Origin of the sequence: Trebonia sp. (assembly GCF_030042015.1) — a bacterium.
Taxonomy (GTDB): domain Bacteria; phylum Actinomycetota; class Actinomycetes; order Streptosporangiales; family Streptosporangiaceae; genus Trebonia.
This window is the reverse complement of sequence record NZ_JASIAL010000260.1, coordinates 1-15,877: the sequence shown is the minus strand read 5'-3', so window position 1 is coordinate 15,877 and position 15,877 is coordinate 1. Positions and strand designations below refer to the sequence as shown.

General features: G+C 69.0%; 14 protein-coding genes and 2 pseudogenes. 8 read left to right on the top strand and 8 right to left on the bottom strand.

Annotation, left to right across the window (positions count from 1 at the left end):
* The coding region (locus Q1N79_RS14075) for an ATP-binding cassette domain-containing protein (RefSeq protein ID WP_300609187.1) at positions 1–157 on the bottom strand (157 nt) is incomplete at its 3' end.
* A gap of 124 nt (positions 158–281) precedes the next feature.
* Here Q1N79_RS14075 and Q1N79_RS14070 point away from each other — a divergent pair.
* Positions 282–935 carry a TetR/AcrR family transcriptional regulator gene (locus tag Q1N79_RS14070; RefSeq protein WP_300609185.1) on the top strand — a complete coding sequence of 218 codons (654 nt, stop codon included), beginning with the start codon at positions 282–284 and terminating at the stop codon, positions 933–935.
* Between the two features lie 129 nt (positions 936–1,064).
* Complete coding sequence (locus Q1N79_RS14065; protein WP_300609183.1) at positions 1,065–3,140, top strand: hypothetical protein; 2,076 nt, start codon at positions 1,065–1,067, stop codon at positions 3,138–3,140.
* A gap of 246 nt (positions 3,141–3,386) precedes the next feature.
* On the opposite strand, the pseudogene Q1N79_RS30675 reads toward Q1N79_RS14065, so the two are convergent.
* A pseudogene (locus Q1N79_RS30675) lies at positions 3,387–3,566 on the bottom strand (carboxymuconolactone decarboxylase family protein); the annotation flags it as partial.
* Positions 3,567–3,790: 224 nt separating this feature from the next.
* On the opposite strand from Q1N79_RS30675, the gene Q1N79_RS14055 reads away from it, so the two are divergent.
* Positions 3,791–4,636 carry an NAD(P)-dependent oxidoreductase gene (locus Q1N79_RS14055; protein ID WP_300609179.1) on the top strand — a complete coding sequence of 282 codons (846 nt, stop codon included), beginning with the start codon at positions 3,791–3,793 and terminating at the stop codon, positions 4,634–4,636.
* A 17-nt stretch (positions 4,637–4,653) separates the two neighbouring features.
* A complete protein-coding gene (locus Q1N79_RS14050) occupies positions 4,654–5,508 on the top strand; it encodes a mycofactocin-coupled SDR family oxidoreductase (RefSeq protein WP_300609177.1) in 855 nt (284 codons plus the stop codon).
* Here the strand turns inward: Q1N79_RS14050 and Q1N79_RS14045 are convergent.
* From Q1N79_RS14045 to Q1N79_RS14020, 6 genes are all read right to left on the bottom strand, one after another.
* Complete coding sequence (locus Q1N79_RS14045; protein ID WP_300609175.1) at positions 5,476–6,411, bottom strand: oxaloacetate decarboxylase; 936 nt, start codon at positions 6,409–6,411, stop codon at positions 5,476–5,478. The genes Q1N79_RS14050 and Q1N79_RS14045 overlap by 33 nt on opposite strands.
* Positions 6,412–6,466: 55 nt before the next feature.
* The gene (locus Q1N79_RS14040; protein WP_300609173.1) at positions 6,467–6,799 is read right to left on the bottom strand and encodes a hypothetical protein; all 333 of its coding nucleotides are present in this window, start codon (positions 6,797–6,799) and stop codon (positions 6,467–6,469) included.
* A gap of 349 nt (positions 6,800–7,148) precedes the next feature.
* On the bottom strand, positions 7,149–8,018 hold the full coding sequence (locus Q1N79_RS14035) for an SDR family oxidoreductase (protein ID WP_300609171.1): 870 nt from the start codon (positions 8,016–8,018) through the stop codon (positions 7,149–7,151).
* Between the two features lie 37 nt (positions 8,019–8,055).
* Entirely contained in the window at positions 8,056–9,102 is a 1,047-nt protein-coding gene (locus Q1N79_RS14030; RefSeq protein ID WP_300609169.1) for an ABC transporter permease, read from the bottom strand.
* Complete coding sequence (locus tag Q1N79_RS14025) at positions 9,099–10,796, bottom strand: sugar ABC transporter ATP-binding protein (RefSeq protein WP_300609167.1); 1,698 nt, start codon at positions 10,794–10,796, stop codon at positions 9,099–9,101. Before Q1N79_RS14025 ends, Q1N79_RS14030 begins: the two co-directional genes overlap by 4 nt.
* Positions 10,797–10,900: 104 nt before the next feature.
* Positions 10,901–12,124, bottom strand: coding sequence for a substrate-binding domain-containing protein (locus tag Q1N79_RS14020; RefSeq protein ID WP_300609165.1), 1,224 nt, complete (start codon positions 12,122–12,124; stop codon positions 10,901–10,903).
* Positions 12,125–12,895: 771 nt separating this feature from the next.
* Here Q1N79_RS14020 and Q1N79_RS14015 point away from each other — a divergent pair.
* From Q1N79_RS14015 to Q1N79_RS14000, 4 genes and pseudogenes are all read left to right on the top strand, one after another.
* Entirely contained in the window at positions 12,896–13,822 is a 927-nt protein-coding gene (locus Q1N79_RS14015; RefSeq protein ID WP_300609163.1) for a transketolase, read from the top strand.
* 16 nt (positions 13,823–13,838) lie between these two features.
* Positions 13,839–14,876, top strand: a complete 1,038-nt coding sequence (locus tag Q1N79_RS14010) for a transketolase C-terminal domain-containing protein (RefSeq protein WP_300609161.1) — start codon at positions 13,839–13,841, stop codon at positions 14,874–14,876.
* Entirely contained in the window at positions 14,876–15,427 is a 552-nt protein-coding gene (locus tag Q1N79_RS14005) for a UGSC family (seleno)protein (RefSeq protein WP_300609159.1), read from the top strand. Before Q1N79_RS14010 ends, Q1N79_RS14005 begins: the two co-directional genes overlap by 1 nt.
* A gap of 56 nt (positions 15,428–15,483) precedes the next feature.
* A pseudogene (locus Q1N79_RS14000) lies at positions 15,484–15,877 on the top strand (hypothetical protein); the annotation flags it as partial.

Below are 15,877 nucleotides of genomic sequence, written 5' to 3'. Positions count from 1 at the left end.
TGGTCAGGATCCGCACGGCGGTGGTCTTCCCGGCCCCGTTCGGGCCGAGCAGCCCAAGCACGCTCCCGGCTGGCACGGAGAAACTGACCCCGGCTAGCGCGCGCGTCTCGCCGTAATTCTTGACCAGGCCATCGGCCTCGATCACCGTGTCAGCCATCGCCGGTCATCCTCTGGCAGCTCATTGATAACTCCTACTTAACGGTCGGTAAGTACGATGCCAGCATACACGACCCGCCTACCGAACGTTAGGTAAGGGGCCCGCCTGGCGCTAAACTGGTCGCGTGACACAGGCAGACGCAGCACTCGCGGCCGCGAGCGCGACGACAGCCCCGGACGATCAGCCCGGCCGCGACCTGGGCAACGGCGACCAGACCGGCGCATCGACGCGCGAAAGGATCCTCGACGTCGCCCTGGAATTGTTCACCGACCAGGGTTTCGACGGCACCTCGATGCGCGAGATCGCGGAACGGCTCCACATCAGCAAGCCGGCGATCTATTACCACTTCGCGTCCAAGGAAGACATCCTGATGGCGCTGCACATGCGCCTGCACGAGTTCGGCAGCACGGCGCTGGCACGCCTGGCGGACCAGACCGTGACGCTGCAGACCTGGGGCGCGGTGCTCAACGAGCTGCTGGATCAGATGCTGGCCCAGCGCAAGATCTTCCTGCTGCACGAGCGCAACCAGGCGGCCCTGGAGAAACTGCACCGCAAGGACCACGACGACCAGCACGACGACATCCAGCAACGGTTCCGGCAGGCACTCTCCGATCCGTCGCTGTCACCGCGCGACCGGGTCCGGATGGCGTGCTCACTGGGCACGGTATTCGGGGCGCTGTTCATGGCCGGGGACGCGTTCGACAACCTCCCAAGCGCCGAACTCGGCTCGCTGATCAGGGACGCGGTCCGCGACGTCATAGCCGACCGCAGCGCCTAGACGGGCAGCCGCGACGGCTGTCCCGGCATCACGGAGCAAGAAAGCGCCAACGGCGGGACCCCATCCGGCGTCTAGGTAGTGCACAACCGAAAGGTTCCGGTTTGTGCTCAGCTGATCCGGGGGTAGCAGATGCCGCGTCGCTTTGGATTCATGCTCGCCGCGGCGGGCGGGGCGTGCGCCCTGCTCGCGGCGGCCTCCTTCTCCGCGACGGCTGCCCAGGCAGGGGCGCGGCCGCCTGCCACGCCGGCCGCGGCGTCGGCCGGCGCTACGATCTCGGCCAGCCCCGCGCCGTCGTTCACCGCCCTGGCCTTCCCCACCCCATCGGCAGGCTGGGTGCTGGGCAGTACGACGGCCGGCGCGGCCCGCACGCAGATCTGGCACACCGGCACCGCGGGCTCCACCTGGCACCTGCAGTGGCAGGGCGCCGGGAGCCCGCTGGCGATCAGCGCCACCGACCCCGCGCACGCCTGGGCGCTGATCGCCTGCCCTGCACACCAGGCGTGCGGGCGCGAACTCCTGGCCACCGCCGACAGCGGCCAGCGCTGGCGGGTGGTCGCCACGCTGCCGGACGCCGTGAACCAGGTTCAGTTCTATTCGCCTAGCCTCGGCATCGCCACGTCGGACAGCTGCCTGGCAGACCTTGCGCTGACGCACTGCCCCGGCCAGCTGCTCGTCAGCCGCGACGGCGGGACGCACTGGACCTCCGTGCTCAGCGGCACCGGCCCCGTGTTCGCGACCGCGACCGCGACCGGACAGCTATGGGCCGCGCAGACGTACCCGGCACCGGCGGGCAAGAGCCAGCCGGAACCCAGCGTCAAGTTCCTCACCAGCACGGACGGCGGCCGTCACTGGCGCGGGCTCGGGTCGGTCAGCGATCTCGGCCTGCTCAGCCCGGCCGTCAGGGTCACCCTCGCCACCACCTCGGCCGGGCTCGCCTGGGCCGCGGTGTTCGACCCGCTCAGCTGCGCCATGCAAGGGTGCGGGGTGGCGAACCTGCTGAGCAGCGGCAACGGCGGCCGGACCTGGGGCACCGTGGATCTCGGCGACGACTACCCGGATCAGTGCGGCAACGACGGGATCGTGCTCTCCGCCGTCCCCGGCGGCGGCGCCTGGGTCGCGGTCGGGCGCAACGGCGGGGCCTGCGCCCCGCCGCTCGGCCTGCTGTACCGGTACCCCGGGCCGGTGACCCCCTGGCAGGAGCTGCCGCCCTGGCAGCTGACCCAGGTCAGCGCGCTGGCGGCGGTCACCGGGCGGGAAGCCTTCGCGATCAGCGACCAGGGTGTGCTGTCCGTGACCTTCGACAGCGGTGCCGAGTGGACCCAGCTGCTGCCCGCCGCCGCCCCGTCCGGCCAGGTAGACGCGGTGACCGGCACCACGGCCCTAGCCGCCCAGGACCCGGCCGACGCGGGCACCATCCTGCGCTCAGACAACGGCGGGCGCAGCTGGAGCCAGGTCTTCGAGCTGCCCGGTGTGGTGACCCAGCTGGACTTCTGGTCGGCCAGGGACGGTATCGCGGCCACCTACCAGCCGGACTCCGCGTCCCCCTGGCAGCTGTTCGAAAGCTCGGACGGCGGCTCAAGCTGGACGCCCAACGGCTCCCTGCCCGGGGGCAATGCGGCCATCGACGGGCCGTGGATGTCCGCCAACGGGCACGGCCTCCTGCTGACCGTGGCGGGCGGGGTCCCCTGGGCGGCGGACAGCGGCGGCATTCCCCCGGTGCGGATATGGACAACCAGCGATTACGGCCTGACCTGGCACCAGGACGGCGAGCTGCCGCTCGGCCACGACACCGGGGCTGGCCCGGCCAGCTTCGCGTACACGGGCGGGCCGTCCGGGGCGTGGGCCGGCTGGATAGTGGTCACGACCGCCAGCTACGCCCAGCGGGTGGCGGCCGTCACGATCGGCGGCCCGCTGAAGCTGCTGTCCAGCTCGCTGCCCGCGGACAACGTGCAGGTGCTTGGCGGCGGGGTCGGCTTCGCCTGGGGCCTGCAATACGCGGGCAACCCCAGCGTGGCGGTGCTGTCGCTGTACCGGACCACCAATAACGGGCGAAGCTGGCAGCACTCCAGCTTCCGGATCGAGATTCCGCCGAACTCGGTGACGGGGCCGCTGCTCGACTTCAGCACCGCCAGTCACGGCTGGCTGGTCCTCGGCAACGCGACCTGGCGCACCGTCGACGGCGGCCGCACCTGGACCCGCGGCTAACGGGCTGGGCGCCCAGTCGATCAGGTGCTGCCGGTGGTCGGCTTCGACCTCGACGCCCAGGGCCTGGATGATGCGGGCGACCGCTTCGTACTGGCTGACGACCACGATGAGTTCCATGGCCCCCGGCTGCCCGAGTTCGGCTTCCAGCGCGCTGAACAGTTCGTCCGTCACCGCCATCTGATGGACCGCCTCGGCGGCGGCAAGGACAAGCCGCTCGGCCGCGGCGAACACGGGCGATTCACGCCAGGCCGCCAGCGCGGCCGCCTGGTCCGCGCTGACCCCGGCGTCCAGGGCCATCGGGCGGTGGTGACTCCACTCGTAGGCAGAGCCGACGAGCTGCGCCAGCCGCAGTACCGCCAGCTCGCGCAGCCGTGGCGGGCAGCTCTCCCGGCCGCGCAGCGCCTGCGGCAGCGCCCGGTGCGCCATCATCAGTCCCGGGGCATTAGCCAGCGCCCGGAAGATGTCCGACGGATCGCGGCCCTCGTCCTTGAAGGTGTCGAAGATCCCGCTCAGCCGCGCCGCCTCATCGTCGTCCTGAACCAGCGGAACTCGTGCCATGCGTCGAGTCTGACACCGGGCGGGCGGGCGTGCAGACGACAGACCGTGTGCCAGCATTGGTCGCAGGCGGCCGAGCACGGGAAAGGATCGTGATGGCGCAGCGGATTTGCGTGACCGGCGCGAATGGCCTGGCCGGCAGGGCGGTGGTCCGGGAACTGCGAGAGCACGGGTACGACGTGGCGGCGACCGACATTGCCACCACGTTCGGCGAGGACGACGCGCTGCGGGCGGACCTGACCGACTACGGCCAGGCGGTGCAGGCGCTGAGCGGCGCGTCCGCCATCGTGCACCTGGCCAACATCCCGGCGCCAGGGCTCGCCACCCCTGCGGTCACGTTCAACGCGAACATGACGATGAACTTCAACGTGTTCCAGGCGGCGGCCGCGCTGGGCGTGTCCCGGGTGGTGTGGGCGTCGAGCGAGACCACGCTCGGCCTGCCGTTCGACGTGCCGCCCAGGTACGCGCCGGTGGACGAGGACCACTACCCCGTGCCTACCACGACGTACGCCCTGTCGAAGGTCGCCACGGAGACGATCGCCTCGCATTTCGCGCAGTGGTCCGGGATTCCCTTCGTGGCCTTGCGATTTTCCAATATCTGGTCGCCAGGGGACTACCACGAGTTCCCGTCCTTCTGGGCTGACCCGCGGGAACGGAAGTGGAACCTGTGGGGATATGTCGACGAGCGGGATGTGGCGCTGTCCTGTCGCCTGGCGCTTGAGGCGGATGCGCGGGCGGTGGCCGGGAGCCCGTCGTTCATCATCGCCGCGGCGGACACGGTGATGAACAAGCCGTCGGCGGACCTGATGGCGTCGGTGTTCCCCGGCGTTCCGCTGACCAGCCCCGTCGGGGAGTTCGGCACGCTGCTGTCGGTTGACCGCGCCCGCAGGGTGCTCGGCTACGAGCCGCGCCATTCGTGGCGTGACCACGTGTCCGCTTAGAAACAGGGAGTACCGCGATGGGAATGCTTGACGGCAAGGTGGCCCTCATCACCGGAGGGGCCAGGGGGCAGGGCCGCGCGCACGCGGTGACCTGCGCGCGCGAGGGTGCGGACGTGATCGTCATCGACGTGCTCGACCAGTTGCCGACCGTCCCGTACAAGCTCGCGGACAAGGCGGACCTCGAGGAGACGGTGCGCCTGGTCGAGGCGCATGACCGGCGGGCGGTCGCCGTCAAGGCCGATGTGCGGTCTTCGCGGGAGATCGACGCGGCGGTGGCGGCCGGGATCGCGGAATTCGGCAAGATCGACATCCTCATCGCGAACGCCGGCATCTGGACCCTCGGCTCGTTCTGGGAGCTCACCGACGACCAGTGGGAGGAGATGATCGCCGTCAACCTCACCGGCGTGTGGAAGTCCGCCAAGGCTGTTGCCCCGCACATGATCGAGCGGCGCCGCGGCTCGATCGTGCTGATCGCGTCGGTCAACGGCCTTGAGGCCGGGCAGTACACCGCGCATTACGTGGCCGCCAAGCACGGCGTCATCGGGCTGATGAAGAACATCGCGCTGGAACTGGCCCCGTACGGCATCCGCTGCAACGCCATCAGCCCCGGCGCGATCAAGACGCCGATGACCAGCCATCAGGGCGCGCTTGACATGTTCGCCGGGCACCCTGGCGGCACCGAGGACGACATGACCGAGGCCGGCCACCACTACACCCTGCTGCGGGGCGCATCGTTCCTGGATCCCCAGGTGATCGCCGACACCGCGCTCTACCTCAACTCCGATCTGGCAGCGAGCGTGACCGGCGTGACGATCCCGGTAGACGCGGGCCACATGACCCTATCTGGCTATAACCCGGCGTCGACCAGGTAACTCGGGGCGGGGTTTGACGGCGTACCGCTGTTCGGCCTCGCGCACCTGGGGCAGCCCGATGAAATCGAGGAATTCCGCGAACGTGGGCAGTTCGCTCATCGCCTGCGCGGGTGTGCCCGCCCGGGCAATCTCGTGCAGTATCCGCCGCATGGCCCCGGTAGCCGCGAGCAATGTGCTGATGGGGAAGATGACGATCCGGTATCCCAGCTCCGCCAGCCGGTCCAGGCTGATCGGCGGCGTCTTGCCCCCCTCCGCCCAGTTGAAAAGCAGGGGCACCCCGGGAAAGGTTCGTGCCGCCTCCTCGGCTTCTGCCTCGCTGGTCAGGGCCTCGATGAACAGCGCGTCGGCCCCGGCCTCGCGGTACACCCGAGCGCGCTCCAGGGAGCGCTCCAGGCCTTCCACCGCCCGCGCGTCGGTCCGGGCGATGATCACGAACTCCGGCTGCGTGCGGGCCTCGGCTGCCGCCCGGACCTTTTCTGCCATCTCCTCGGCCGGGATGACCAGCTTGCCGTCCATGTGGCCGCACTTCTTCGGGGCCACCTGGTCCTCGATGTGGATCCCGGCGACCCCGGCCGCCTCGTAGGCCCCGACGGTGCGGATCACGTTGAGCGGGTTGCCGTAGCCGGTGTCCGCGTCGGCGATGACGGGGATGTCCACGCATGCCGCGATCCGCCCGGCGTTGCCTGCCATCTCGGTCATGGTCAGCAGGCCCACGTCCGGACGCCCGATGAGGGCCGCCGAGGTCCCGAACCCGGTCATGTACACCGCGGGGAACCCGGCCTCCTCCACCAGCCGGGCCGACAGCGGATCGAACGCACCGGGCGCCACGATGAGCTGGCCGGACTCAAGCAGCGCCCGCAGCCGCGCCGGGCCGCCCGGCCGCCGGGTGAGACGGGACGTCACCAGCCGTCCCGCGCTGGCCAGTCCCTGGTCATGTCCGTGCGCCCGGTGCCCAGGCCTAGCGGGACATTTCGGCGACGCCCTGGGCCACCGCGCAGGGTGCGCACAGCGGCATGTCCGCCTCGGCCACTCGCCTGGTCAGCACGGCGTGGCCGTCGCACACGTCCTTGTCCTGCGGATGCGCCGTGGCGCACGGGCACCGGCAGAGACCCCAGTTCCCGGCAAGCGCCGTGCGGGCGGCTTCCAGTGCGTCGCGGAGGGCCGGATCGAGCTTGTCAAAAGCCTCGGCCGTCGCTGCCGACACGTCCTTGCGCCACTGGCCCAGCGCGGCAGCGGCCGCCCGCCAGGCCGCGGCGAACTGGCGTGCCGGGTTGTCCGGGTAACCCGCCATGACCGCATTTTCTCACCTGATCGCGACGGTGACCAGCACCCCAGGTCATCGGCGTGCGGAGTCGGACGGAGACGGAGTACAGCATAGGGGGTTTCGTTATGGCGAAAGTTCCGGGAACGTGCAGGTACTCGGAGCGTCGACGTGGCCGAAGGCTAGCCAGGTGGCGGTGAACTGGGTTTTGTTACCCGGGATGGGTTCGGGCTTGGCAAGCTCCGCGATAGGCTTCACGCATGTCCACATTGTGATGAGTTTTGCCACCTTCAGGCTGCCGATGCCGCGCAGCGAGAGACCGGGAGCCTCGGCTTCAACGCCAGTGAAGACAGTCGTCGCGTCAGCGAGAAGCGGCCGCTTACGCCGGGGGCGGGAGGGACGGGCCTTGCAGGAGGGCGCCGCCGTCGATCGGGTACACGCCGCCTGTCATGAAGCTCCCGGCCTTGGACGCGAGCAGCAGGGCCAGGCCGCGGATCTCGGCCGGGTCGCCCATCCGGCCGAGCGGGATGACCGAGTTCCACCGCGCTTCGGCCTCTGGCGGCATCGGGCCGCCGCCGCCCAGGTTCGTCTTGAACGGCCCTGGCGCGATCGCGTTGACCCGCACGTTCCAGCGCGCCAGGTCATGCGCGGCCTGCTTCATGAAGTTGATCACGCCGGCCTTGGCCACCGTGTAGGAGTACGGGGTGAAGGGGTCGTTGCGGACGCCCGCGGTCGACGCGGTGACGATGATGCTGCCGGACCGCTGGCGTTTCATCGGAGCCGCCGCGGCCCGGATCGTGTGCACCACGCCGTGCAGGTTCACGTCGATCAGCCCGTAGTAGTCGTCCATGTCGAACTCATCGATCGTGCCCTCGGCCAGCAGCGGCGGGCGGCCGCGTGCCACGCCCGCGTTGGCGAACGCGATGTCGATGCGACCGTGTTCGGCGACGATGTCGTCGGCGAGCGCCTGCACGGCGGCCGCGTCGCTGACGTCAAGCGGCGCCGCCGTGACGGCCGCGCCCGCGGGGTCCCTGAGCGACGTGACCGCCTTCTCCAGGCGTTCGGCGTTCCAGTCGGCGACGACCACGGCCGCGCCGCAATCGGCCAGGACCGACGCGAACGCGTAACCGAGCCCAGACGCTCCCCCGGTGACCAGCGCAACCTGGTTCCGCACGTCGAACAGGCTGGCCAGGAAGGCGCCGACCCCGCCGGCCTCGCCGGTACGGTGGCCGGCGGGCTCGGGGCTCACGCATGCCTCCGCGGCGGCCGCGACAAAGGGGCACGTCTCAGGCGGACCGCCTCCTCTTGAAGATGCGGTCGCGCGTCACCTTCGGCATCGTGACCGCCACGACCAGCGCGGCGCCGTAGAAGATCTGCTGGATGTAGCTCTGCGCGCCGAGCAGCTCAAGTCCCGCCGTACCCGTCGCCAGGAAGTAGACCGCCACGAAGGCGCCGAGCGCGTTGATGCGGCCTGGCCTGATCGCGGTCGCCCCGAGGAAGACCGCCGCGTAGGCCGGGAGGATCAGGGCGCTGCCTGCCGTCGGGTCGACCCCCCCGTTGGTGCCCGCGTAGGCGATCCCGGCGATCCCTGCGATGCCCGCCGCGAGGATGAAGGCCCAGGACCGCATGCGGTTTACCCGCACGCCGGTCAGCCGCGCCACCTCGCGCGACTGCCCGATCACGAGGGCCTTCTGCCCGGCAGGCGTGAAGCTGAGCACGTACCAGACGACGAGGAAGATAGCCAGACCGTAGTAGAACTCCAGCGGAATCGACAGGAAGTCGTTGCCGTAGATCCAGTTGGACAGGTTTGTCGAGACGATCCCGACAGTGTTGGCCCCGGAGATGATGTAGATGACTCCCGACACGATCGTCATCGTGCCGAGCGTCACGATGAACGGGTCGTTGTCGAAGTACACGACGAAGAAGACGTTGACCAGGCCGACCACAAGCGCCACGCCGATCCCCGCCAGGCAGGCAAGGCCCACATTCCATCCGTCGTTCACGTTGAGCACGGCCACGGTCATCGCGGACAGGCCAAGCGACGCGCCAAGCGACAGGTCGACGAAGTCGCCCATGATGGTCGGCAGCAGCACGGCCACCACGAGGATGAACAGCACCGCCTGGGAGCCGAGGATGTTGGAAAGATTGCCCATCGACAGGAACGTCGAGGGGATATACAGCCCGAACCCGAGGACCATGGCGGCGAAGACGATGAGGATCCCGTACCGCTGGAGTCCCAGGCGCCGGCCCACCGAGGGCCGAGCCTGCGCTGCCTGCTCCTGCTGACGGCCGGTTTCGGTTTCGACGGGAGCGGCTCCCTGTGGGGCGCTCATCTGACCTCTCTTCCGTGTTGGCCCAGACCAGCCGGACTCTCCTGTTGGCCCGAGTCAGCCGGCCTGGTCTGCCGCAGGGCTGCGGCGGTGATTGTGTCGTCGCTCAGCTCTTCTCTGGCCAGCGTGGCGACCTGCCGTCCTTGCGAGAGGACGATCACCCTGTCGCAGACCTCCGCGAGCTCCCCGAAGTCCGTCGTCACCCACAGCACCGCCGTCTGATCCATGGCGGCGGCTGCCTTCACGAACCGGTAGATGTCCCTCCTGGCGCCGACGTCGACCCCTTGGGTCGGCTCATGCAGCAGCAGCAGCCGCGGCTGCGCGATCAGCCACTTGGCGAGCAGCGCCTTCTGCTGGTTGCCACCCGAGAAGGTCGCGGTGATCGCGTTCGCCAGCGGCGGCCGGATCACGAACCGATCGACAGCCTCGCGCGCGATCGACACGAGCTCGCCGCGGTGGAAGACGCCACCTCGGTAATGCTCGTCTTCGACTAGCATGACGATGTTCTCCCACAGTTCGAGCCGTTCGCTCAAGCCAAGCACCTGGCGGTCCGCGGGGACGAGGGCGATGTGCTCCCGCACGCTGCGCTGGGGGCTGAGCCGGTCGGCATGCAGTGTCCGCGCCCCGAGCCGCAGCGTACCGCTGGCGACCGGGTGTGCGCCGAACAGCTGGTACGGCAGGTCCTCGGCACCCGAGCCGATGAGGCCGGCCACACCGAGGATCTCCCCGGCACCGATCTCGAACGACAGGTCCGCCAGCCGCCCGCCGGCCAGGTGCTCGACCACGACGTTCTGGCCCGTCCCCGGCGCGCCTTCCGTACCAGCGAGCCCCGTCTCGCTTACCCGGCCGGCACGAACCCCGCCAGCGCGCGCCCCTCCCGCCGGGCCGTTCTCGGGGACTCCCGGCCGCACCGGTATCCCGACGATGAGGTCGACCAGCTCGCTCTCGTCGATCTCGCCCTTCGGCACCTCGGCGACGACCCGCCCGTCCCTGAGCACGACGACACGGTCGGCGATCGAGCGGACCGCGACCAGGTCGTGTGAGATGAACAGCACGGCCGCGCCCTCGGCCACGATTGCCCTGATGAGGTCGAAGAGGCGGTCGACTTCCTCTTCGGGGAGGAACACGGTCGGCTCGTCAAGGACGAGCACCGAGTGCCTGTAACCGCTACGCGCCCGGTACTTGCGGAGGTCTTCCGCGGCCCGGACGATCGCGAGCCGCGCCTGATCGACCGGCTGCAGCTCGCCGGTCCGCCGGTCGAGGTCGAGGCTGACCTGGTAGCGGTCAAGAACGGCGGCGGCGCTCCGGTGCTCCCGACGCCAGTTGATCGGTGCCAGCCCCCGCGCGCCGCCACCGATTCGCTGGCCGAGCGTCAGGTTCTCCAAGACGGTCAGCCCCCCCGCCAGCGCCAGGTTCTGGTACACGAAGCTGAGCCCGATCCCGCTCGCCTGACCGGGAGCCAGCGGAAACGAGACCTCCTCGCCGCCCACGAGCATGCGACCGCCCGGTTCCGGTTCGTAGACTCCGGCCAGGATCTTCACGAGCGTCGACTTGCCCGAACCGTTCTGCCCGACGAGCCCGACCACCTCACCGTGACCGATGTGGAGGTCCACGCTGTCCAGCGCCCGGTTGCTGCCGAAATTCTTGGAGATGTCACGCAGCTCGACCGCTGAGGGAGCTGACGCTCGCTCCGGCAACGCACGCCTCCTTCCTGGTCAATGGGATGTTCCCTGGAGCGGGCAGCAGCCCGGGCGGCCGGCTGGCCGGCTGGCCGGGCTGCTGCCCGCCCTCAGGACCGGTGTCAGGGCGTGCCGGTCATCGCGCCGTTGAGCGTTGACGCGTTGGTCAGCGCGCTGCCCGACAGGGCCGGCAGCCCCAGCAGAGCGCGGAAGCCGTTGACCCAGCTTGTTCCCCAGCCGCCGGTTTCGAGAACGTTGACGGCGTTCTGCGGGGTGGCTATCCGGTCGGGGCCGATGGCGTCGTTGTACGAGATGGGAGCCAGCTTCTCCAGCGCGCGGGCGGTCTGCAGGAACAGCAGGTATCCCGTCCACGGCGGATAACCGCCGATGTCCTGCTGAATGACGCTGGCGCCCGGCTGGACGGTCTGCAGCTTGATGAAGGGCGTGCCGCCACCGAAAGCGAGGTACGTCTTCACCGTGCTGGTTTTGTGCGCGGCCTCGATGCCCGCCATCATGTAGGTCAGCATCCCGGCGTAGTCCGGGAAGATGACGGTCACGTCCGGATGCGCCAGCAGCGCGGACGTCACCGTGCTGGCGATGTCCGTCGTCCATTGCGGCACCTCGACGTCGTAGTCGGTCACCGTGCACTTGGGGCAGATCTTGGCCAGCTCGCTCGTCAGTGCGCCCTGCATGATCGCCGTGGCCGGCGCCGCGTTCGACGTGATCGCGATGGCCTGGAACGGCTGGCCGTTGTGCTGGACGACCGCCTCCTCGGCCGCATACGTGCCGTCAAGCGCGTAGGGGTCAACGTTGTTGTAGGTGACACCGCTCTGCGCGGCCTCCTGCTGGGTCGCCCCGTAGACGGCCACGACAATGCCGTCCTTCTCGGCCGTCTTGAGCGCGGGCGCGACCAGTGTCGGGTCGAAGTCGCACCCCGCGTCGATCGCCGCGTATCCGCCGTGGATCGCGTCCTCGATGGCGGAGGTGTACTGGGATTCCAGGCCCGAGTTGGCGAAGATCGTCGGCACCATGCCTAGGTCGCTGGCGATCGCGGCGTCCGCCTGTGCGATCTCCGTGCACGCGGCCAGCGCGCTGTCGCCTGGCAAGATCATGATCTTCTTGCCCTTGAGGTTCGAGGTGTTCGGCACAGTGCCGCCGTACTGCGCCGCGTAGGTGCTGAAGTTCGGCACCGCCGCGGCCGCGTTCACCGCGCTGGCGAGCGCGGAGAGGTTCACGCTCGACGACGGGCTGCTTGAGGACGTCGGCGTGGTCGTCGGGGTAGTGGAGCTGCTCGACGAGCTGCTTGACGAACATCCCACCAGGCCCAGGCCGACAACTACCAGCACCGGAATCGCATATCGGCGCAGGAGTCTAGCTTTAGGTTTGCGCACGTCTCCCCCTCTCTCACCATGCACCACATTGGTCATGTCTGCTCACCTCTGTACCAGAAGCCGCCTCATCAAAGCACTCCTCGCGCGGCCTTGACAAGACCTTCATACTGATGTTCCGGATGCCTGCGCCGCCCGCCACGTGCGTGGGCATGCACGTGCAGCGTCGGCGCTTGGTCAAAGACTTGATCCCGGTCAGCAAGATTGTCAACATCACCGTCAACATGATCGCGTATCATTCTGGTCACTATCGTGATGCTCAAAGTTCGCACCATGGGAAGCTGTGCTCGGCCACAGTCCGCCGGGATCTGGGCCGACGTGCCGGACGTATGCCGATCACCGCGCTATCGGAATATGAAATATGCCCCACCTGTATCCGGAGCACAAACTTCCGAAAGCGTCTTCAAAGAACGTCTATATCCATGACACTTATGGGGGCTATAAATAACCCCGATGCGAGTGCCATATGCCCGATGAAGGGACACAACCCCTCGGGCTAACGCTGTGGGTGGGCACAGGCAATTGCGAGCACCGCTGCTCAATGAGCATATTGTCAACAAGATCGCCGGAACTTACGCTGGCGATGTCGTTGCGGGTCAGCAGCGACTGCGACGGAGCCCGGCTGGCAGGCTGGCCGACCGGCCGGCTGGTCTGTGCCAACAGGCAAGTCCTGTGCCGGCAAGCACCGGCTGGTCCGTGCCGGCAAGCAACACGAGAGAGCGAGTGCGCATGGTCGATGACAGCCATCAGGCGAACGGCGGCGCCACGGCAGGAACCCCGCCGGCCACGCTTGAACGGGGGCGCCCAGTTACGGACGCGGAGCTGCTGCGCAGGGCGGACTGGATCCGGCTGCAGACCGTTGAGCTGATCGCTCGGGCAGGGCTTGGCCACTACTCGAGCACGTTCTCCAGCGCGGAAATCTTCGCGACGCTGTACTACCACACGCTCCGGCTCCGCCCCGGCGAGCCGGACTGGCCGGACCGCGACCGGTTCCTGCTCGGCAAGGGGCACGTCGCCACCGGGCTCTGGCCGGTGCTCGCCGACCTCGGCTACTACCCGAAGGAGTGGCTCAAGCAGTTCGGCAAGGTCGGCTCACCGGTGAACGACCACCCCAACATGAAGCTGGCACCCGGCATTGACTTCAGCTCAGGATCCCTGGGCCACAACCTGTCGGTCGGCACCGGCATGGCGCTGGCCGCCAGGCTGTCGGGCCGCGACTACCGGACGTTCGTGCTCACCGGCGACGGCGAGCTGCAGGAGGGCCAGGTCTGGGAGGCCGCCATGGCCGCCGGGCACTACAACCTCGGCAACCTGGTAGCGATCGTGGACGCCAACGGGTTCTCCGGCAGCGGGCCGACCTCACAAGCGATGACGATCGAGCCGCTGCCCGAGCGGTTCAGCGCGTTCGGCTGGGCGGTGCGCGAGGTGGACGGGCACGACGTCGCCGCCCTGCGGCGGACGTTCGAGGCGCTGCCGGACAGCGCGAGCGGGCAGCCGGTGTGCGTGATCGCGCGGACCCGCAAGGGGCACGGCGTCGACATGATGGAAAAGCAGCCGCAGGCCTGGCACCTGGGCCTGCTCACCCCCGAGCAGCAGGCGGACGTCGTCGCGGAGATCAGCGCGCGGATGGAGTTCGCCGCAGGGAGCCCCCAGTGAACGCCGGGAGGATCTAATGGCCGAACGCAAGCCGGCTGGCCGGCTGGTCTCTGCCAACAGGCCAGATCAGCGCCAACAGGTAAAAATGGTCGACGTCTTCAGCGACATCGACCGGGACACCGCACTCAAGGCGAACCCCTCCGGCTACGCCATCACGGAGCTCGCCGCCGAGGACGAGCGGATCGTCACCCTGACCGCGGACCTGTCCAACGTGCTCGCCGAATTCCGCACGGCCTTCCCCGAGCGCTACATCGAGCTCGGCATCGCCGAGACGAACTCGGTCTCGCTCGCCGCGGGCATGGCGGCCTGCGGGTTCGTCCCGTACATCTACTCGATGGCGCCCTTTGGCGTCTTGAAGTGCGCCGAGCAGCTGCGCACCGACGCCGACTACAACCACCTGCCGGTCCGCCTCGTCGGCAGGCTGTCGGGCCTGGCCATGGGCTACTTCGGGACCAGCCACTACGCGGTCGAGGACATCGCGATCGCGCGAATGATGGCCAACACGACCGTGGTGGCACCCGCCGACTCCAATTCCGTGCTCAGCCTGATGCGCTCGACCGCCGATCTGCCCGGTCCGGTGTACATCCGGATCGCCGAGGCCACCGACCCGGTCTACGACGAGGTGCCCGAGTTCAGCTACGGCCAGTGGCCGCGGCTGCGGGAAGGCACGGATGTCACGCTCGCGGGCCACGGCATGGGGGTCGGGCTCGCGGTGCAGGCGGCCAGGGTGCTGCACGATCAGCACGGCGTCAGCGCCGACGTGTACGACGCCGCCTACCTCAAGCCGTACGACGAGGCAGCCATCGTGGCCAGCGCAAGCCGCACGGGCAAGGTGCTCACGATCGAGGACCACATCGAGATCGGCGGCCTCGGCAGCATCGTCGCCGAGACGGTGGCGCGGCACAAGCTCGCCGTGGACCTGAAACAGGCCGCGCTGCCGGACAAGGACCTAGAGGTGGGCGTGCCCGCGGAACTGTACGAGTTCTACGGGCTGACGGTGGCCGGCGTGGTCGCCAGGGCGCTGGAACTTGTGCGGGGGAAAGGCGAGAACTGATGCGAGAACGGCTCATCGACCCCACCGGGGACAGCGAGCGGACCACCAACACCTCGCTGGCCCCCCGGCCGCAGTCCCTCAAGGGCCTGACCGTCGGCCTGCTCGACAACACCAAGCCGAACGGCGCCGTCGTCCTGCGCGCCGTCGGCCGCGAGCTGCAGGAGCGGTACGGCGTCAGGGAGATCCGGATGTTCCAGAAGGGGTACTTCGGCACCCCTGTCGAGGAGTCCGTGGTCCAGCAGATGCTGCACAACTGCGACTTCGCGGTCGCGGCGATCGGGGATTGAGGCTCGTGCAGCGCGGCCAGTTTGGCCGATGGGATCGTGCTGGAGCGGGCCGGCATCCCCGCTGTCAGCCTCTGCACGGATGCCTTCCGTATCACCGCCGAGGCGATGGCGAACTCTCTCGGGTTCCCCGGCTACCAGTACGTGGCGTTGCCGCACCCGATCGCCAGCCGCACGGAAAGGGAGATCGACGAGATCGCCGAGAACGCGCTGCCGGAGATCATCAGGGTGCTCGGCGCGGGACTGACAATCCGGCCGGCGGACTGAGGGGAAGTACAGGGAAGGCCGGCTGGTCTGTGCCAACGGGAAAGGAGTAGGTCATCATGGCAGCCCCTGAGGAAGCCAACGCGGAGCCGCCCGTCATCGACGACGCGCCGCTGGCCGACCCGGCCGAGGTACGCCGTGCGATGGACTATTACACGGAACGCGGCTGGACGGACGGGCTGCCGGTCGTCCCGGTCACCGAGAGCTACCTCGCGGAGTTCCTCGCGACCACGAGCCGCGACCTGGCCGAGGTGCTCATCCCCATGCCGCACCTCAACAAGAACCTGACCGTGCGGCTGGCGGCGATCAACGCCGCGCTGGCCGGCTGCCTGCCTGAGTACTTCCCCGTCGTGCTCGCCGCCTGGGACTCGTTCCTCAAGGACGGCATGGTGACCAGGTCGATCTGGCAGTCGACCACGGGGACCGCCCCGTTCGTCGTGGTCAACGGCCCGG